Source organism: Dyella sp. RRB7, assembly GCF_022761115.1.
Classification (GTDB): domain Bacteria; phylum Pseudomonadota; class Gammaproteobacteria; order Xanthomonadales; family Rhodanobacteraceae; genus Dyella.
The window spans coordinates 174,036-192,773 of record NZ_JAKWJS010000004.1 but is presented as its reverse complement, the minus strand read 5'-3'; the positions used below and the strand labels follow the sequence as shown (position 1 = coordinate 192,773).

The 18,738-nt window shown below is 66.7% G+C and carries 20 protein-coding genes; 4 read left to right on the top strand and 16 right to left on the bottom strand.

Annotated features, from left to right (window positions below):
• Positions 1–75 precede the first annotated feature (75 nt).
• Complete coding sequence (locus MJ606_RS11925) at positions 76–933, bottom strand: neutral zinc metallopeptidase (protein WP_243049738.1); 858 nt, start codon at positions 931–933, stop codon at positions 76–78.
• A 118-nt stretch (positions 934–1,051) separates the two neighbouring features.
• On the opposite strand from MJ606_RS11925, the gene MJ606_RS11920 reads away from it, so the two are divergent.
• Positions 1,052–1,447 carry an MAPEG family protein gene (locus MJ606_RS11920; protein WP_243049737.1) on the top strand — a complete coding sequence of 132 codons (396 nt, stop codon included), beginning with the start codon at positions 1,052–1,054 and terminating at the stop codon, positions 1,445–1,447.
• Between the two features lie 26 nt (positions 1,448–1,473).
• Here the strand turns inward: MJ606_RS11920 and MJ606_RS11915 are convergent, their stop codons facing one another.
• A complete protein-coding gene (locus MJ606_RS11915) occupies positions 1,474–3,030 on the bottom strand; it encodes a TerC family protein (protein WP_243049736.1) in 1,557 nt (518 codons plus the stop codon).
• Positions 3,031–3,242: 212 nt separating this feature from the next.
• Between MJ606_RS11915 and MJ606_RS11910 the strand changes: the two genes are divergently transcribed.
• Entirely contained in the window at positions 3,243–4,061 is an 819-nt protein-coding gene (locus MJ606_RS11910; protein WP_243049735.1) for a type II CAAX endopeptidase family protein, read from the top strand.
• A 14-nt stretch (positions 4,062–4,075) separates the two neighbouring features.
• On the opposite strand, the gene MJ606_RS11905 is transcribed toward MJ606_RS11910, so the two are convergent.
• From MJ606_RS11905 to MJ606_RS11860, 10 genes are all read right to left on the bottom strand, one after another.
• On the bottom strand, positions 4,076–4,645 hold the full coding sequence (locus MJ606_RS11905; protein WP_243049734.1) for a nucleoside triphosphate pyrophosphatase: 570 nt from the start codon (positions 4,643–4,645) through the stop codon (positions 4,076–4,078).
• A 30-nt stretch (positions 4,646–4,675) separates the two neighbouring features.
• The gene (locus MJ606_RS11900; RefSeq protein WP_243049733.1) at positions 4,676–6,187 is read right to left on the bottom strand and encodes an acetyl-CoA hydrolase/transferase family protein; all 1,512 of its coding nucleotides are present in this window, start codon (positions 6,185–6,187) and stop codon (positions 4,676–4,678) included.
• 93 nt (positions 6,188–6,280) lie between these two features.
• The gene (locus tag MJ606_RS11895; RefSeq protein ID WP_243049732.1) at positions 6,281–6,730 is read right to left on the bottom strand and encodes a GNAT family N-acetyltransferase; all 450 of its coding nucleotides are present in this window, start codon (positions 6,728–6,730) and stop codon (positions 6,281–6,283) included.
• Between the two features lie 118 nt (positions 6,731–6,848).
• Positions 6,849–7,319 (bottom strand): 23S rRNA (pseudouridine(1915)-N(3))-methyltransferase RlmH, encoded by a 471-nt coding sequence (gene rlmH / locus MJ606_RS11890; RefSeq protein ID WP_243049731.1) that lies wholly within the window; start codon positions 7,317–7,319, stop codon positions 6,849–6,851.
• Between the two features lie 88 nt (positions 7,320–7,407).
• Positions 7,408–7,800: a ribosome silencing factor gene (gene rsfS, locus MJ606_RS11885; protein ID WP_243049730.1), complete on the bottom strand. Its 393-nt coding sequence runs from the start codon at positions 7,798–7,800 to the stop codon at positions 7,408–7,410.
• 75 nt (positions 7,801–7,875) lie between these two features.
• On the bottom strand, positions 7,876–8,943 hold the full coding sequence (locus MJ606_RS11880; RefSeq protein ID WP_243049729.1) for a nitronate monooxygenase: 1,068 nt from the start codon (positions 8,941–8,943) through the stop codon (positions 7,876–7,878).
• Between the two features lie 90 nt (positions 8,944–9,033).
• On the bottom strand, positions 9,034–9,312 hold the full coding sequence (locus MJ606_RS11875) for a hypothetical protein (protein WP_243049728.1): 279 nt from the start codon (positions 9,310–9,312) through the stop codon (positions 9,034–9,036).
• Between the two features lie 275 nt (positions 9,313–9,587).
• Positions 9,588–9,773, bottom strand: a complete 186-nt coding sequence (locus MJ606_RS11870) for a hypothetical protein (RefSeq protein ID WP_243049727.1) — start codon at positions 9,771–9,773, stop codon at positions 9,588–9,590.
• A 5-nt stretch (positions 9,774–9,778) separates the two neighbouring features.
• Positions 9,779–10,432 carry an NrsF family protein gene (locus tag MJ606_RS11865; protein ID WP_243049726.1) on the bottom strand — a complete coding sequence of 218 codons (654 nt, stop codon included), beginning with the start codon at positions 10,430–10,432 and terminating at the stop codon, positions 9,779–9,781.
• 5 nt (positions 10,433–10,437) lie between these two features.
• Positions 10,438–10,962, bottom strand: a complete 525-nt coding sequence (locus tag MJ606_RS11860; RefSeq protein ID WP_243049861.1) for a sigma-70 family RNA polymerase sigma factor — start codon at positions 10,960–10,962, stop codon at positions 10,438–10,440.
• Between the two features lie 262 nt (positions 10,963–11,224).
• Between MJ606_RS11860 and MJ606_RS11855 the strand changes: the two genes are divergently transcribed.
• Complete coding sequence (locus MJ606_RS11855; protein WP_243049725.1) at positions 11,225–12,946, top strand: cytochrome c biogenesis protein DipZ; 1,722 nt, start codon at positions 11,225–11,227, stop codon at positions 12,944–12,946.
• A gap of 30 nt (positions 12,947–12,976) precedes the next feature.
• Complete coding sequence (gene msrB / locus MJ606_RS11850) at positions 12,977–13,606, top strand: peptide-methionine (R)-S-oxide reductase MsrB (RefSeq protein WP_243049724.1); 630 nt, start codon at positions 12,977–12,979, stop codon at positions 13,604–13,606.
• Positions 13,607–13,628: 22 nt separating this feature from the next.
• Here the strand turns inward: msrB and nadD are convergent, their stop codons facing one another.
• From nadD to leuS, 4 genes are read right to left on the bottom strand one after another with little or no spacing between them, the layout of a single operon-like run.
• A complete protein-coding gene (gene nadD, locus MJ606_RS11845; protein WP_243049723.1) occupies positions 13,629–14,267 on the bottom strand; it encodes a nicotinate-nucleotide adenylyltransferase in 639 nt (212 codons plus the stop codon).
• Positions 14,264–15,274: a DNA polymerase III subunit delta gene (gene holA / locus MJ606_RS11840; RefSeq protein ID WP_243049722.1), complete on the bottom strand. Its 1,011-nt coding sequence runs from the start codon at positions 15,272–15,274 to the stop codon at positions 14,264–14,266. The genes nadD and holA overlap by 4 nt, the downstream gene beginning before the upstream one ends.
• A 16-nt stretch (positions 15,275–15,290) precedes the next feature.
• Positions 15,291–15,866, bottom strand: a complete 576-nt coding sequence (lptE, locus tag MJ606_RS11835; RefSeq protein WP_243049721.1) for an LPS assembly lipoprotein LptE — start codon at positions 15,864–15,866, stop codon at positions 15,291–15,293.
• A gap of 5 nt (positions 15,867–15,871) precedes the next feature.
• Positions 15,872–18,676, bottom strand: coding sequence for a leucine--tRNA ligase (gene leuS / locus MJ606_RS11830; protein ID WP_243049720.1), 2,805 nt, complete (start codon positions 18,674–18,676; stop codon positions 15,872–15,874).
• Between the last annotated feature and the right edge of the window lie 62 nt (positions 18,677–18,738).

Sequence of the window (18,738 nt, the reverse complement as noted above, 5' to 3'; positions counted from 1 at the left end):
AGGTCGTTCAGAGCGCACCCCAAGGCGCGCAGCCCCGCTAGTTTAGAACCACAACGTGGCCTCTGCGTCCCCGCTCTATGGCTCGCCAGCGAAGGTATTGCAGCTGGCCATGTCGCCGCTGTCGAAGCCGGCGCGGAACCATTTCACGCGCTGGGCCGAGGTGCCATGAGTGAACGAATCGGGCACCACGCGCCCCTGCGCCTGCTGTTGCAAGGCGTCGTCGCCGATCTTGCTGGCGGCGTTCAACGCGGACTCGATGTCACCGGGCTGCAGCCACTGCAGGCGCTGCTGGCTGTGGTTGGCCCAGATGCCGGCGAAACAGTCGGCCTGCAGTTCCTGCCGTACCGACAAACCGTCCGCGCCTTCCATGCGCGCGCCACCGCGACGTGCCTGTTCCACCTGATCGAATACGCCGATCAGCTTCTGCACGTGATGCCCCACCTCGTGCGCGATCACGTAGGCACGCGCAAAATCGCCCGAGGCGTGGAAGCGATCCTGCAGCTCCTGGAAGAACGCCACGTCCAGGTACACCCTCTGGTCACCCGGGCAATAGAACGGCCCTACCGCCGTCGACGCCGAGCCGCAAGCGGTATTCACGCCGCCGCTGAACAGATCGAGCTTGGGATCGACGTACTGCTGGCCATGCGCGGCGAAGATGTCGCCCCAGGTCTTCTCGGTGGAACCGAGGATGGCGCTGACGAAATCCTTGGTCTGCGGGTCGACCTGGGCCGGTTCACCCGTGGGTGCGGCCACCTGCCCGCCACTGTCCACCTGGCTGAGCAAGGCCGTGGGGTCCTTGAAGAACACCAGCCCCAGGATCGCCAGGATCACGATGCCGCCCAGCCCCAGGCCGCGTCCTCCGCCAAAGCGTGGACCGCCGCCACCGCTGTCGACCTCGACGTTCTCACTGCGCTCGCCCTTCTGCCAATCCATATGACGGCCCTCGCTCGCGCACCATGGCGGTGCCACCGGCTGACGATACCGCCTTGCCCCCTCTCCCGCCACGTGCCGTCGCTGGCTACAGTGAGCCACCTTTTTCGCGAGCCCCGCCATGACCCAGCACCTTCCCGCCATCGTTGTCCTGCTTACCATCCTGCTGCAGGTCGGCACCCTCTGGGCCAGCGGACGCGCGCGCGAGAAGTACGGCATCAAGGCGCCGGCCATCAGCGGCCACGAAGGCTTCGAACGGGCCTGGCGGGTGCAGATGAACACGCTGGAAGCCACGGCGATTTTCCTGCCCACGCTGTGGCTGGCCACGCAGTACGGCTTTCCGCTGTGGGGCGGCGTGGCCGGGCTGGTGTGGGTGTTCGGTCGCGTCTGGTATGCGCTGGCCTATCTGCAGGACCCGGCCAAGCGCGGCCCGGGCTTCATGGTGGCGAGCGCGGGCTGGCTGGCGCTGCTGGTGCTGGGACTCTGGGGCCTGCTGCGGGCGCTGCTGGCAGGCTGAGGCGAATCGGGCCGGACCGGCCCGGATCACTCGACCGGACGGACCCGCAAGCGCTCGATGCGCGCGCCATCCATCGCCGTCACTTCGACATGCAAGCCTTCGCTGGTGAAAGTGTCACCCACGTTGGGCAGACGGCCCAGCTGCTGCAGTACATAGCCAGCCAGGGTGGAGAAACTGTCGTCGCCGCTGAGCTTGAAACCGAGCAGGTGTTCGACGCGGCGCAGATCCAGGCTGGCGTCCAGCAGCCAGCTGCCATCGCCTTCCTGCACGGCGGATGGATCACTGCTTTCCTCATCGGGAAATTCACCGGCGATCACTTCCAGCACGTCGGTGGGGGTGACCAGACCGAGCACGCTGCCGTACTCGTCCACCACCAGCGCCACCTGCAGGGGTGAGCGGCGGAATTCCTCGATCAGCCGCAGCACGCTGAGCGATTCGAGCACGGTCAGCGGCTTGCGCACGACCTGTTCCACGTCGATGTGGCCGTGTTCGAGCAGGCTGGCCAGCAGGTCGCGCGAGGACGCCACGCCCACCAGCTGATCCAGGTCGTCGCCGGCCACCGGCAACCACGCGTGGCTGGAGGCCATCACTTCGTCACGCAATTGCTCCGCGTTTTCGCGCGGGTCGATCCAGCTGATTTCGGGGCGCGGCGTCATGATGGAGCGCACCGGGCGGTGCGCCAGATCCAGCACGCCCTGCACCATGGCCAGCTCGTCCTTGCCGAACACCGCCACGGGGCTGTCGGTGGTGGTCGCCGTGGCCTTCGATGCATCCGCGTCGTCGTCGCTACCGGCGCCGCCCAACAGGTTGATCACCGCCATCGCGGTGCGGTCGCGCAGCGTGCGGGCGCTATTGAACAGGCTGCGCCGACGATTGCGCCGCATGGTCTGGTTGAAGGCCTCGATCATGATCGAGAAGCCGATCGCCGCGTACAGATAACCCTTCGGGATATGAAAACCGAAGGCTTCGGCCACCAGGCTGAAACCGATCATCAGCAGGAACGACAGGCACAGGATCACCACCGTGGGCCGTGCGTTGACGAAGTTGGTGAGCGGCTTGCTCGCGCTGATCATCAGGATCATCGCGATCACCACCGCGACCATCATCACCGACAGGTGATCGACCATGCCCACGGCGGTGATGACCGAGTCGAGCGAGAACACCGCGTCGAGCGCCACGATCTGCGCCACCACCAGCCAGAAACGGGCCGGCGCGCGCTTGGCGGCGTCATGCTCGTCGCCGGCCTCGAGCCGCTCGTGCAACTCCACCGTGGCCTTGAACAGCAGGAACGCGCCACCCAGCAACAGGATGATGTCGCGCCACGAGAACGAGATGCTGCCCCACTGCACGATGGGCGCGGTGAGCTTCACCAGCCAGGACATCGCCCCCAGCAAGGCCAGGCGCATGACCAGGGCCAGCGAGAGGCCAAGCACGCGGGCCTTGTCGCGATCCCGCGCCTGCAGCTTGTCGGCGAGAATGGCGATGAAAACCAGGTTGTCGATGCCGAGCACGATCTCCAGCACCACCAGGGTGAGGAGACCGGCCCACGCCGTAGGGTCGGCCAGCCAGTCGAATGCAAACATGGGTCGGCGCCTGGGCGCCCGCTTCCTCCTTGGGACTGCCCGCCACTATACAGGGCGACTTTGTGAACGAGGCGACAGCCAACCCCTACCGTGCCAAAGGGCAGGATTGCGCGGGCGCGGCGGCAACGGCTAGCGTGTAAGCGTCGGGTGTCGAGCGCGCTGCGCCTGGCGGCCATCCTTCAAGCACGTGCAACCGCAGGACCCGCCCATCGATGGATGCGACCCGCCAGAACCCCGCCTCCGTTTCGCCGTCATCCACTGCGCTGGCGTTACCGGCACCGGGCATCTGGCACGCCCTCGGCCTGATCGCGCTGTACTTCGCGCTGCAACTGGCGGTGGCGGGAACGATCAGCCTGACGGCGGGCTTGTGGTCCGTCCTGCGCGACGGCGACGGACTCGCCGCGGTGATTACGCAAGGCCGCGCCTGGCTGGCCCATTCCAATGCAAGCGCCATCGCAGTGATGATCACTCTGCTGATCTCGGCGTCGCTGATCCTGTACCTGGTCCGCCGCAGGTGGCCGGCGCTGTGGACCCGTCCGGACCCGCCCGGGTTCGGCTTCGCCCCCTCGCCCGAGCCCCAGCTGTACTTCGCCGCCATCGCGCTGGGCGTGATGCTGCCGTTCGTCGGCGGCATGCTCACGCAGTGGCTGGCGCATGGCCACGAGGTGAGCCAGGACATCAAGCAGCTGGGCGCCAACATCTCGCTGGGCTTGCGGCTACCGCTGGCGCTGCTGGTGGTGAGCCTGGGCCCGCTGGTGGAGGAGCTGCTGTTCCGCGGCGTCCTGCTGTCGTCGCTGGCCCGCCACCTAGGCAGTGGCTGGGCCATCGTGCTCACCGCGGCGATGTTCGCCTGCGTGCACCTGCCGGACCTGTCCTTCCTCTGGTACGCGCTGCCCAACCTGGCGTTGCTCGGCCTGGTGCTTGGCTGGCTACGCGTGCGGTCAGGCTCGATCTGGCCAGCGGTGCTGGCCCACGGCGTGAACAACCTGCTCGCGGTGGTTTCCTGGTTTGTAATGGCGCCGACGCATTAGAAAGGAGCGGTCGCTCAGGCGTCGATCAGCGAACGCGCACGCAACAGTCGCGCGGTTTCGAACACCGGCAAGCCCATCACGCCGGAATGACTGCCATCCAGGTGCTCGATCAACTTGGCTCCGTGGCCCTGGATCGCGTATGCGCCCGCTTTGCCGAAAGGCTCGCCCGTGGCGATATAGGCGGCGATGGCCGCATCGCTCAGCTCAGGCATGCGCACGCGTGAAAGGCTGGTGTCGCTCCACTCCCCGGCATGGCTGACCAGCCACACGGTGGAGATCACCTCGTGCACGCGACCGCTCAGGCGGCGCAGCATGCCGGCGGCGTCCGCCGCGTCGACCGGCTTGCCGAAAACCTCGTCATCCAGCACCACCTCGGTATCCGCGCCCAGTACCACCGCGTGTGGATCGTCCAGCGCGGCCAACCCTGCCCGGGCTTTCTCCCGGGCCACCCGGCTGACGTATTCGCGCGGCGTTTCGGCCAGCGCGCGGTGCTCCGGCACATCCACGTCGACGACGCGAAAGTCCACGCCGATCTGCTCCAGCAACTGGCGACGGCGCGGCGATTGGGAGGCGAGATAAAGCATGTGAAACGATCCGGGCGACGAAACGGATGCCTACGGTCGCATATCCCCAGTGTCGAGGAAACGCTGGTGCCAGGAAAGCGCCTCGGCCAGCAGGTGCGGCGTATGTTTGCCACGGCTGTCGCGCATGGCGCGGTCGAAATAATCCTGCAGCAGCGGCTGGTAGCTGGGATGCGCGCAGCGCTCGATCACCACCTTGGCGCGCTGGCGCGGCGACAGGCCGCGCAGGTCGGCCAGTCCACGTTCGGTGACCACCACGGCAACATCGTGCTCGGTGTGGTCCACATGGCTGACCATCGGCACGATGCACGACACCGCGCCATTCTTGGCCGTGCTGGGGGTGAGGAAACACGACAGGAAACCATTGCGCGCGAAATCGCCCGAGCCACCGATGCCGTTGATGATGCTGGTGCCAGCGACATGGGTGGAGTTGATGTTGCCGTAGATGTCGGCCTCGACCATGCCGTTCATGGCGATGCAGCCGAGCCGGCGCACCAGCTCCGGATGGTTGGAGATCTCCTGCGTGCGCAGGATGATGCGCTTGCGGAAGAAATCGATATTGGCCAGGAAGCGTTCGATGCCGGCCGGGCTGAGCGAGAACGAGGTGGCCGAGGCCACCGTCAGCACCTCGTTGGCGAGCAGGTCGAGCATGCCGTCCTGGATCACCTCGGTGAACGCGGTCAAGCCGCTGAAACCGCCGTCGCGCAGGCCCGCCAGCACCGCGTTGGCGATATTGCCCACGCCCGACTGCAACGGCAGCAGTTGCGGACTGAGGCGGCCCTTGGCGATCTCATGGCGGAAAAACTCGATCAGGTTCCCGGCAATATCGCGCGAGGTGTCGTCGAGCGGGGCAAACGCGCTGTTGCGATCGGGCGCGTTGGTTTCCACCACCGCGATGACCTTGTTGGGGTCCAGTCGCAAGTAGGGCTCGCCGATGCGGTCGTCGGGCTTGAGCAATGGAATGGGCTTGCGATGCGGCGGCAACGCGGTGCCGTAGTACACGTCATGCATGCCGTCCATTTCGATCGGCTGCCAATGATTGACCTCGACGATCACCTTGTCGGCCAGATCCAGCCAGGTCTTGTTGTTGCCCACCGAGGAGGACGGCAGCAGGCTGCCATCGGGCATGATGGCGGTGGCCTCGACGATGGCGAGGTCGAGCTTGCCGAAGAAGCCGAACCAGGCGTATTGCGCGACGTGGCTGAGATGGATGTCCAGGTAATCCATCTCGCCGCGATTGATGCGGGCGCGCAGCTCCGGATCGGACTGGTACGGCAGGCGCAGGTCGATGCCATTGGCGCGCGCCAGCGCACCATCCAGTTCGGGGGCGGTCGAGGCGCCGGTAAGCACGCGTACGCGGAACGGCTCGCCGCGCTCATGGGTCGCCACCATCCTCGCGGCGAGCGACTGCGGTACCGCCTTGGGGTAGCCGGCACCGGTAAAACCGCTCATGCCGATCGTCATGCCCGGTTCAATCAGTTCGGCCGCCTGTGCCGACGTCATGACCTTGCTGGCGAGGCCCGCGTGGCGGATACGCTTGTCCATGGTGGTTTCTCGTGCGTGACAATCCCACCATGGTAACGCCGTGCCACGTCAAACTCTTGGCAAGCTAGACGATGGTCTGATGCGGGAACCGGCCTAAAACGCGAGGCTGTACCCGCGGAACTGCTCGTCACGCTTCCAGCCCAGCGATTCGTACAGCCGCTGCGCCGCTGCGTTGGTGTGGGCGGTGGACAGCGACATCCCCACCGCGCCGACCGCGCGCGCGTAATCCACGGCTTCATGCATCAATGCCGCAGCCACTCCACGCCGACGCGACGCAGGTGCGACAAAAAGATCATTGAGCAGATAGGTACGCGCCGCGCGCACCGAGGAGAACAACGGATAAAGCTGGACGAAGCCAGCCCCCTCGCCTGTCTCGTTCACGGCCAGCAGCACCACCGATTCGTGATGCTGGAAACGCTCACGCAAAAAGCGTTGCGCCGCGCCAATATCAGCCGGCTGGCCGTAGAACTGCCGATAGCCGTCGAACAGCGGCGCAATAAGGTCGAGATCATGGATGGTGGCCTGGCGCACCGTGATGGACATGCCCGGTTCCTTGGGATTGGCGAAGATGCGGCGAGTATGCGGCAGCAGTGGCATGCGGGCACATGACCACTTTGTTTGTTGCCGAACTGCATCCCGTGCGCGACCACGGGAGAACCCCTCAGGCGCGGTGGTACGGGTGACCGGCCAGCAAGGTGGTGGCGCGATACAGCTGTTCGGCCAGCACCAGCCGCACCAGCATGTGCGGCAGCGTGAGCGGCCCCAGCGACCATGTCTGGTCGGCGCGCGCGAGCACGTCGGGCGCGTGACCGTCCGGTCCGCCAATAAGAAAGGCCAGGTCGCGCCCGGACATGCGCCACTTCGCCAGCTGTCCGGCCAGCTCTTCGCTCGACCAGGTCTTGCCGCGTCCATCCAGCGCCACGACGTGGATGTCGCGCGGCAGCGCGGCAAGAATCGCCGCACCTTCGTCCAGGATGGCGCGCGCATCGTCACGGCCCTTGCCGCGCACGCCGGGCTTGAGCTCGACCAGCTCCAGCGGCAGCTCGTGCGAGAGCCGCTTGCGATACTCGGCAAAGCCCTCCGCCACCCACGCGGGCATGCGTTCACCGACGGCGATCAGGCGTGCACGCATGAAGGAAAACGGGTGAGTAGGGAAACAACCGACACGTTCACGCGCGCGCCAATGGCGCGCGTGACGGGTACCGCCAGCACACGGGCCATCAGCCCACGCTAACGGCTTCGGCGTCGATGTCGCGGTCGCCCACCGTCCACAGCCTTTCCAGGCCGTAGAACTCGCGGATGCGCGGCAGCATGACGTGCACGATCACGTCACCCAGGTCCACCAGCACCCATTCGGCTTCCTGCTCGCCTTCCACGCCGAGCGGCATCACGCCCGCCTTCTTGGCGAACTTGACGACTTCGTCGGCGATGGATTTGACGTGGCGCGCGGAGGTGCCGGAAGCGATGACCAGCAGATCGGCGATGGAGGTTTTGCCACGGACGTCGATTTCACGAACATCCTTGGCCTTCAGTTCGTCGAGCGCGTCGATGACATGCTTGCGAACGACCGCCGTGGTGGCGGGTTTGGTGCTGCGCTGGGAGATCTGACTCAAGTGCGGTTGCCTCGATGCGGGATCGATACGCGGGATGGCGCGGGCGCAGTATAACGCCCTGGCTTGAAGCCCACGTCAAGCGAGGCGGTGACGGGCCTGGGCATACTCCTGTAACAGGGTCGTCACCAGCGCGGCGGCCGGCATGGGGCGCGACAGGGTGGCGGCCTGCCCGCACCATTCCGAGATCAGGTCGCCCCGCCCTGCGGCAGCGGCGGCACGGCGCAGCGGGGCGGTCAGGGCATTCATCACCGGATAGGCCGGAAGCCTTGCCTCGTAAGGCTTCATGGCCTCGACATAGTGGTTGCGCAGGCCGCGCGCCGCGCGCCCGGAGAAGCTGCGAATAGTGGTGATGCGTACGTCGTCGGCCTGCGCCAGATCCTGTTTCCAGGCCTGGGCCGCCGACGATTCCGGGCAGGCCAGGAAGGCCGTGCCGAGCTGGCTCACCGTGGCGCCCAGCAGTTCGGCCGCCAGCATGCCGCGGCCATCCATGATGCCGCCCCCGGCGATCAGCGGAATATCCACGGCGCGCGCGGCCAGCGGCAGCAGGGCGAACAGGCCGATCATGGCCTCCTCCGGCTCGTGCAGGAAGGTACCGCGATGGCCACCGGCCTCGGCGCCCTGCAGGCTCACCGCATCGGCGCCCAGCTCGGCCCAGGCGCGCGCTTCCGCCACCGAGGTGGCGGTGCCGACCACGGTGATGCCCCGTCGCTTGAGTTCACGCAGCTGCGCTGGCGTCAGCAGGTTGAAGGTGAAACTGGCCACCGCCGGGCGCGCCTCGCATAGCGCGGCAAACTGGTCGGAAAAGCGCGGCGCCCAGCGTTCGGGAAGGCTGCTGCGTATGGCCAGCCCTTCGCGCTCCATCAGCGTGTCGAGCGTGGCGCGGGCGAAGTCGATCGCCGGCTCGTCTTCGTGGAAGTCATCGGGCAGCACGAACAGGTTCAGCGCGAACGGCCGGTCGGTCAGCGCGCGGATTTTTGCGGCGTCGTCCAGGATCGCCTGCGGTGCGAGATAACCCGCGCCATGCGAACCGAGTCCGCCCGCACTCGATACGGCGGCCACCAGCGCAGGCGTGGATGCGCCCGACATGGGCGCGAGAACCAGCGGCTGGGTCACGCCCAGGCGCTCGAGGAACAGGGAGGACATGGTGTCAGGTCCGCTACGCATCGCAGCGCATTACACCACGTCCCACGGCAAGGCTCTCCTGGCAGGGAGAGCCTTGCCGATCAGAGGCGCTCAGTGGCCGCTGGATGAAGCTTCCGCAGGCTTGCTGGTGGTGCTGTGCTTCTTGTGATGCGTGGTGCTCTTGGTGGCGTCGCTGGTCGTGCCCTTGGCGTCGCTCTTCATCGCATCGCTGCTGGACTTCATGGCGTCCGAGCTGGACTTCATGGCGTTCTGGCTGGCGTCCTGGGCGGACTGCGGCGGGGTCGCGCTCTGCGCCATGACCGGCGACATGGCCACACCGAAGACGACGGCGGTCGCAAGAGCGAGTACGGCGTAACGGGAAACTTTCATAGGTACGTATCTCCTGAAGCGGTAGGGTAACCGTGCGGCAAGGCCGCACTTCCATGGAGCAACCGTGGCCGCCCTTCCCGGGCGGCTCCGGCGATCCGGCACCGGCTTGCGCCAGCGCCGGCCATGCCACATCAGCAGTCCTGCCCGATGCGAACGGGTCGTCCCTGATCCGTGAAACCACGACCCGGGCGCGTGCGGCTCACTGCTCAATCGCGCCCCTCATCGGGGCAAGCGTATACCCGTGCACGGCACGGGAATGTGTCATGCCGCAATGCTCATTCAGCATCAATATCGGCAAGCCGGAAGGATTGCTGCGCTGCTTCAAGCGCCGCCGTACCGCTCATCAGCCGCGACTTGGAATAGCCCATCCCATGGCCTGATTGAGTTCGAACGATCATCGTCATGATCGCCGCGCGATGGCTCGCCGACATCAGCGTGTTGCGTCGCAACAGCTCATCCAAGCCCATCACCTGGGCTGCAGCAGGCGGCCGCCCATGGCGGCATTGACGGCAACCACGATGGCGACGGCCAGCGCATGCATCATCAAATCGGTGGCAGTCGAGTCGAAGGAATGACAGATCTCCAGCAACCCGGCCGATGCGGCCGCGCTGGCCAAACCGATCATCACCGCCGTAAGCACCGGCCGCAGCGGACAAGCCCGACGCAGCAACAGGATCAGCAGCGCCGACAGCGGTATCGAGAAACTGATGATAAAGACCAGGCAGTCGTTCGCTTCGGGCAGGCTGGCCACGTGCGTGGCCGGTGCCACCCATTGGCGCAGGCAGCCCATGCCGCTGGCGCTCACCCAAAGCAACAGGCCCGGCAGAGGCAGCCAGGCCCAGCGTGCCGAACGCCCCGGCACGCCAAGCGCGAAAGCAGCCCAGGCGGCGCACACGGCGGTGATCACGGCGCCGATGCCGGCCATGGCCAGGTCCGGCGTGCCGCTCCAGCGCCGGAGCATGCCGGCGATGCCATAGTGCGCCAGCAGCCAGGTCGCAATCGCCGCGACGGCCAGCAGCCAGCCCGCCGTGCGCAGCCACGGTGGCGGCAACCGCCGCACCGGCGTGAGCTGTTCGCCCAGCGACTGGATCAGTGACTCGGTGAGTCGCGGCTCGGACATGATGCTCAGGGATCTCCATGGAAACGGGTGCGCAGCGCCTTCAGGGCGCGATGCAGGTTCACTTTCAAGGCACCCGACTGGCGCCCGGTAATGGCAGCGGCTTCGGCCAGCGAGCGCTCCTTGAGGCCTAGTTGTTCGACGGCCTCGCGCTGTCCTGGCGGCAGTGCCGCAATGGCCTCGCGCAGGCGGCGTGCGTCTTGTTCCCGCTCGGTCGACGCGGTGGCGTCATCCACGTCGGCATGCGTATCGAACGCATGCTCGTCATGCAGTTCGCGCCGCCCCCGCCGCCCCTGGCTGCGCAAGGCGTCGACCGCGCGCCGGCTGGCGATGGCGCTGAGCCAGGCATCGTAGGAACGGGCCGGATCATAGGTGTGACGGACGCGATGCACGGCGAGCAGGGTTTCCTGCACCACATCATCCACATGATCGATCGGCACGCCCTGGCGCCGCGCGGCAGCACGAATCAACGGCACGGACTCGGCCAGCACCCGCTCGTAGGCGCGCCGGTCGCCCGCTTGCGCCTCCGCCATCCACGCTGCGCGTCGTCGTTCCGGCGAATCGCTGGCGCTGGTGGTGACGTCGCTCACGGCAGCATCGGTCCTTGCCCATACGGGAAAGACGCTATCTAGAACCATTGTGCCGGTAGTGGTCAAGCTGGGAGGCATGGGCGCAGGTGTTGGCGGGTCTTCCTGGTATTCGCGCCGGTCGGCCCATGCGTTACTTCCGCCAGACAGGTAACCGCCAGCCGGTAGCCATCGAATAAGCCCACGAACCCTCAAAGGATGTTGCTGCATGCTTGTGCTGATCCTCGCCTACCTCGGTGGTGTGCTGACCATCCTCAGCCCGTGCATCCTGCCGGTATTGCCCTTTGTGTTCGCCCGGGCCGACCGTCCGTTCGCGCGCAATGGCCTGCCCATGCTGCTGGGCATGGCGCTGACCTTCGCCCTGGTCGCCACATTGGCGGCGGTGGGCGGCGGCTGGGCCATCCGCGCGAACCAGTACGGCCGCATCGTCGCCATGGTGGTACTGGCCATCCTCGGCCTCACCCTGCTCTCCAGCCATCTGGCGGAATGGATCAGCCGCCCGTTCGTGGCGCTGGGCAACAAGCTCACGCAACGCTCGGATGCCGAGGGCGATTCGGTGTGGTCCGCCGCGGGCCTTGGCGTCGCTACCGGCCTGCTGTGGGCGCCGTGCGCGGGACCGATCCTCGGGCTATTGCTGACCGGCGCAGCGCTCAATGGCGCCAGCGTGCAGACCACCTTGCTGCTGCTCACCTATGCCGCTGGCTCGGCAACCTCGCTGGCGCTGGCGCTGATCATCGGCGGACGGGTGTTCGCCTTGATGAAGCGCTCGCTGGGTGCCGGCGAGTGGCTGCGGCGTGCGCTTGGCGTGCTGGTGCTGGCTGGTGTGGCGATGATCGCGCTAGGTGTCGATACCGGCTTGCTGACGCGCGTGTCGCTGGCCAGCACGGGCGGTATCGAGCAGAAGCTGATCGACGCCACACGTCCCGCACCGGCAGCGCAGCCGGTGGTGCAGGCTGGCGAACCGCTGCCGATCGAGGGCGAGCTGCCGTCGCTGGCGGGTGCCACGCAATGGCTCAACAGCCCGCCACTGACGGTGCAGTCGCTGCGCGGCAAGGTGGTGCTGGTCGATTTCTGGACCTACTCCTGCATCAACTGCATCCGCGCGCTGCCCTACGTGCACGCCTGGGCCGACAAGTACAAGGACCACGGCCTGGTGGTGATCGGCGTGCATGCGCCGGAGTTCGCCTTCGAGAAAGAACCGCAGAACGTCATCAAGGCCGTGAAGGATCTGGGCGTCGACTATCCGGTCGCGCTCGACAACGACTACGCCATCTGGAAGGGCTTCAACAACGAGTACTGGCCCGCGCATTACTTCATCGACACGCAAGGCCGTATCCGTCACCACCATTTCGGCGAAGGCGACTACGCGCAGAGCGAGGACGTGATCCGCCAGCTGCTCACCGAGGCCGGCCAGAAGAACCTGCCGGGCGGTTATGTGCAGCCGGGTGCGCAGGGTGCCGAAGCGGCGGGCTCCGGCGATGCGACACGCTCACCGGAAACCTACGTGGGCTATGCCCGCGCGGAGAACTTCGCCGGTGGCCGGGTGGCCCACGATGACGCGTGGACTTATCACGCGCCGGCCACGCTGATGACCAACCAGTGGGCGCTGGACGGCCGCTGGACGGTGCGCGACGAGAACGCCGTGCTCGAACGCGCCAACGGCCGCATCGTCTATCGCTTCCGCGGACGCGACCTGCATTTGGTGCTGGGCCCTGGCAACGACGGCAAGCCGGTGCGCTTCCGCGTGTCGATCGACGGCAAGGCGCCCGGCGCCGATCACGGCATGGACACCGATGCCGACGGTAACGGCACCGTTACGGCGCAGCGCCTGTACCAGCTGGTGCGCCAGGCCCATGGCACCGGCGAACGCACCTTTGAAATCACCTTCCTCGACCCGGGCGTACAGGCCTACGCCTTCACCTTTGGTTGATCCACGCATCCTACGTGTTGGAGGTTTGCCATGTCCCGTACCCAGGACATCGTAAGGCTGGAACGCCGCCGCTTTCTGCGTGCGGCGATCACCGGAGGCGCCATGGCGGCCGTGGGTGGCTTGCTGCTGCCACGCCTGTTCGGGCGCGCGCCATGGATTGGCGATGCCATGGCGGCGGCGCCAACGACACTCGCCGCGCAAGGTCAGGACGTGTTGCTGGAGTGCTTCGCCGACGATGGCCGTCACCTGGGGTCATGCCATGTGCGCAAGCTGGTACTCACCGAGGCGCAGTGGCATCAGCGGCTGTCGGATGACGCTTTCTATGTCATGCGCCGCGACGGCACCGAGCGCGCTTTCAGCGGACAGCACGAAAAACCCGCGGTGCCAGGCCTGTACCGCTGCCCGGGCTGCGATACCGCGTTGTTCGATGCCGCCACCCAGTTCGACTCGGGCACCGGCTGGCCCAGCTTCTGGCAGCCCATCGCCAAGACCAATGTGATCGAGAAGCTCGATACCAGTTTCGGCTGGGAACGCACGGCGGTGAGCTGTGCCGGCTGCGACAGTCACCTCGGCCATGTGTTCGACGATGGCCCGCCGCCGACGGGCCTGCGCTATTGCATGAACTCGGTGGCGCTGCGTTTCGTGCCGCACCGGTCCTGAGCGACGCCATGGCCGAGGGCGCTCAGGCGTTTCGGTACGGCGCCAGCACCGCCGGGTCGTCAAACAGGCCGCAAGGCAACAGGTAGCGAGGGTCGCGTCCCTCGGCCAGCAATTCGCGCACGCGCGTGGCGGAAATCTCCAGCGGCGTCACCGCCAGCTCGATCACCTTGCCGGCCGGCAGCGCATGCAGCATGGCGGGGTCCACGACGCGGCGCGACGCCGCTTCCTGTTCAAGCACTTCAGGCAGGGCTGCGTCGACGCCGGGACGACTGAGCACGCCGATATGCGCCACATCGAACAGCTCGCGCCAGCGATGCCATGACGGCAGGCCGGCGAAGGCATCGGCGCCGATCAATAGCAACAGGGGCCGATCGCCCTGCTCCGCGCGCAGTTCGAGCAAGGTATCGATGGTGTAGGACGGGCCGGTGCGCGCCAATTCACGTGTATCCAGCGAAAGCCGCGATTGCTTCTGCAGCGCGGCGCGCAACATGGCCACGCGCTGCGCCGCGCTGGCGATCGGTGCCGGGCGATGCGGCGGCACGCTGGCCGGCATCAGGCGCACTTCCGCGTCGAGCAGCTCGGAGGCTTCCCACGCCACGCTGAGGTGACCCAGGTGCACGGGGTCGAAGGTGCCGCCGAAAATGGCGAGGGGACGCGTCATGAAAGGGCTTGCGCGGCGCGCGGCTCGGCCATGGCGGCAATCAGGCGCTCGGCCTCCAGCCACGGATCGCCCTGCTCGCGGCCCTTGGCCATGCGATCGATTCGCGCGGCGCGGGCCAGGCATTGCAGCCAGTGTTCGCGTGGCGCGCGACGCAGCGCCTTGCGGAAAAGTTGCTCGCGCGCCGGCCACAGGCGTTCGGCGCGCGCCTGCGCGGCAAAGTCACGCGCATTGGCCAGGCGCAGCGCCAGTTGCAGCTGATTGACCAGCCAGCCCATCAGCGCGATGAGTTCGTCGCCTTCCGCATGCAGGCCATGCAGGATGTGCAGGGCACGGCCGCCATCGCCGGCGAAGGCGGCATCGGTGAGCTTGAAGGCGTCGTAGCGTGCGCTGTCGGCGACCAGGTTTTCCATTTCCGCCGCGTCGATCTTGCCCTGGCCGTGCAACACGACCAGCTTGTCGATCTCCTGCGCAGCGGCCAGCAGATTGCCTTCCACGCGTTCGGCCAACAGAGCCGCGGCATCGGGCGTGGCGGAAAGACCACGCGACGCGAGACGCGCGCCGATCCAGCCGGCCCACTCATTGGGACGCGGCGCATTGAACACCACCAGTGTGCCGGCGGCGTCGAGGTTCCTGGTCCAGGCGCCTTCGTGCTTGCTGCTCCACTCGGTGGCGGTGATCAGCAAGGTCACATCCGGTGGCGGGTTGGCGCAGAACTCGTTGATGGCCTTGGCGCCTTCGGTACCGGGCCGCCCGGTGGGCAGGCGCAGGTCCAGCAAGCGTCGCGTGGCGAACAGCGACATGCCGGCGGCCGCGCGCGCCAGATCATCCCAGTCGAAATGGTTGCCGACGTCGAGCACTTCGCGTTCGGCATAACCGAGCTTGCGGGCCTGCGCGCGCAAGGCATCGGCCGCCTCCAGCACCAGCAGTTCTTCACCGGCCAGCAGGTAGACCGGGCGAAGCTGGTCGGCCGTCAGCGACTTCTGCCATTGCATGGCATTGAGCGGCATCTCGCAGCGTGCTCGATCAGTGCGTGCTGGACGCCGGCGCCGGCTGTGTTTCCTGCGCCGCCTGTTCGACTGCGGACTGCGCCGTCTTTGCCGGATGCCGGCCGGCGGCCTGCAGGCGGAACATGATGGCCTGCACCGCATCGTCGTTCAGGCTGGCGTGGATCGCATCGATCTGTGCCTGCGTACCGATCGTATTGGTCGCGTCGTAGCTGAATTCGCGCTGCAGGTCGATGCGCTGGCGCGGCACGATCGGCTGGCCGGTTCCGTCATGCACTTCGAACTGCACCTGGTAGCGCACCGTGTATTCGGTCACTGCCGCCGCTCCGTTCACCGACAGCGTATCGGTGCTGAACGCCGCCACCGGCACATTCAACTCGGCGACGCCGGTGGCCGCGTGTTCTTCCACGGTGGTGCCCGAGGCCGCCAGCGTGCGCGAAAGCATGCGCTGCAAGTCGTTGTTGCCGCCAGCCACGGTCACATGGACGCTCTGCATGCCCGGCGGCAGCGCCACGCTCTGGCGCAAATGGAATCCGCACGCCACCAGCGCGAGGGTGGACATCAACAACAGCGAAGCTTTGAACACACGACTCATGGATTTCATCCTGCGACGATGTTGACGATCTTGCCCGGTACCACGATGACCTTGCGCACGCTCTGCCCTTCGAGGAAGGCGACGACCTGCGGATGCGCACGGGCCAGCGCCTCGGCCTCTTCCTTGGACGCGTTGGCGGCGACCTCGATGGTACCGCGCAGCTTGCCGTTGACCTGAACGGCCAGCGTCAGCGAATCGCGCACCAGCGCGGCGCTGTCGACCTGTGGCCAGGGCTGGTCTTCCAGCACCGACTCCGGATGGCCCAGCACCTGCCACAGCGCATGGCTGACGTGCGGCACCACCGGGTTGAGCAGCAGCACCATGGTTTCCAGCGCCTCGTGGCGCACGGCGCGGCCTTGTTCGCTCTGGTCGCTGAACTTGTTCAGCGCGTTGAGCAGTTCCATCAGCGCGGCAATGGCGGTGTTGAAGGAGTGGCGGCGACCGAAATCGTCGGTGACCTTCTGGATGGTTTCATGCACCTGGCGGCGCAGCGTCTTCTGGCCGGCATCCAGCTTGGCCACATCGACCACCGGATGATCCGGCTGCGAGGCATGCGTGGTCACTTCGCGCCAGAAGCGGCGCAGGAAGCGGGCCATGCCTTCCACGCCGGCCTCGCTCCATTCCAGCGACTGCTCCGGCGGCGCGGCGAACATGGAGAACAGGCGTACCGTGTCGGCGCCGTACTTGTCCACCATCGCCTGCGGATCGATGCCGTTGTTCTTGGACTTGGACATCTTCTCGGTGCCGCCGATCTTCACCGGCTGGCCGTCCGCCTTGGAACGCGCACCGATCACGCGCGCCTTGTCGTCGCGCTCGATCTCCACGTCGGCCGGGTTGATCCACGTTTTCGACAGGCTGACGGTCGTCGAAAGCGTGCCGTCTGGCCGCACTTCCCTGGACTCCACTTCTTCCTCACGATAGAACGTCTCGGCGATCACCATGCCCTGGCACAGCAGGTTGGTGGCCGGTTCGTTCGCCTGCACCAGGCCCGCGTCGCGCATCAGCTTGTGATAGAAGCGGAAGTACAGCAGGTGCAGGATGGCGTGCTCGATGCCGCCGATGTACTGATCCACCGGCAGCCAGTAGTTGGCGCGCTGGTCGACCGGGTCTTGCGCGCCGGGACTGGTGTAGCGGGCGTAGTACCAGCTCGACTCCATGAAGGTGTCGAAGGTGTCGGTTTCGCGCTCGGCCGGGCCGCCGCACTGCGGGCAAGTGGTCTGGCGCCAGGCGGGGTCAGCCTTGATCGGCGACTGCACGCCGGAGAACGCGACGTCCTCGGGCAGCACCACCGGTAGCTGGTCTTCCGGCACCGGCACGGCGTCGCACTTGGCGCAATAGATCACCGGGATCGGGCAGCCCCAGTAGCGCTGGCGGCTCACGCCCCAGTCGCGCAGGCGCCAGTTGACCCGACGCGCGCCCTTGCCTTCGCGCTGGAAGCGCGCGGCCATGGCTTCGAAGGCCTGGTTGTAGTCCATGCCGTCGAATTCGCCGGAATTCACCAGGTAGCCGCGTTCGGTGAAGGCGCTGTCTTGCTGGATGCTCTGTTCGAACGATTCGATGAGCTGCACCGCCGCCGATGTTTCGTACGCATCCACGCTGCCGCCACCCAGCGCCGCGCGCACGGGATCGGCGCCCACGCCCTTGGACAGGTCGTGCTGGATCGCGGCCACCGCGTCGAGCACGGCGCGATCGACCACCACCATCTTGATCGGCAGGCTGTATTTCTGGGCGAATTCCCAGTCGCGCTGGTCGTGGCCAGGCACCGCCATCACCGCGCCGGTGCCGTAACCCATCAGCACGAAGTTGGCCACGAACACCGGGATCTTCTCGCCGGTGAGCGGATGGATGGCTTCGATGCCGGTATCCATGCCGCGCTTTTCCTGCGTCTCCAGCTCGGCCTCGGATACGCCGCCGTGCTTGAGTTCTTCCAGGAACGCGGCGAGCCTGGGGTTGCTGTTAGCGGCCTTCAGCGCCAGCGGATGCTCGCCGGCGATGGAGACGAAGGTGACGCCCATCAGCGTGTCGGGGCGCGTGGTGAACACGGTGAGCGGCTCGCTCTCGCCCGGCACCTCGAAGTGGATTTCCAGGCCTTCGCTGCGACCGATCCAGTTGCGCTGCATGGTCTTCACCGCATCGGGCCAGCCCGGCAGCGTGTCCAGGCCGTCGAGCAGTTCTTGCGCGTAATCGGTGATCTTGAGGAACCACTGCGGGATCTCGCGCTTTTCCACCAGCGCGCCGGAGCGCCAGCCACGGCCGTCGACCACCTGCTCGTTGGCCAGCACGGTCTGGTCGACCGGGTCCCAGTTCACCACCGCGTTCTTGCGGTAGGCCAGGCCCTTCTTCATCAGCCGGGTGAACATCAGCTGTTCCCAGCGGTAGTACTCCGGGCGGCAGGTGGCGAACTCGCGGGTCCAGTCATAGGCGAAACCCATGCGCTGCAGCTGCCCGCGCATGTGTTCGATGTTCTGGTAGGTCCACTTGGCCGGCGCGGTCTTGTTCTTGATCGCGGCATTCTCGGCCGGCAGGCCGAACGCATCCCAGCCCATCGGCTGCAGCACGTTCTTGCCGTTCATGCGCTGGTAGCGGCTGATGACGTCGCCGATGGTGTAGTTGCGCACGTGGCCCATGTGCAGCGCACCCGACGGGTACGGCAGCATGGAGAGGCAGTAGAACTTGGGGCGCGAGGCGTCTTCCTTGACCTCGTAGGCGCGCTGGTCGCGCCAATACTGCTGCGCGACGGTTTCGACCGCCTGCGGCTGGTAGCCCTGCTCGTTGCCCTCGTGGGAACCCTGATCCTGAATGTCCTGCATGTGTCCGGCGCCATGTGTGTTGCGGGCTGCCACCGGCCTTTCCGGTGGCAGCTGGGGGAACG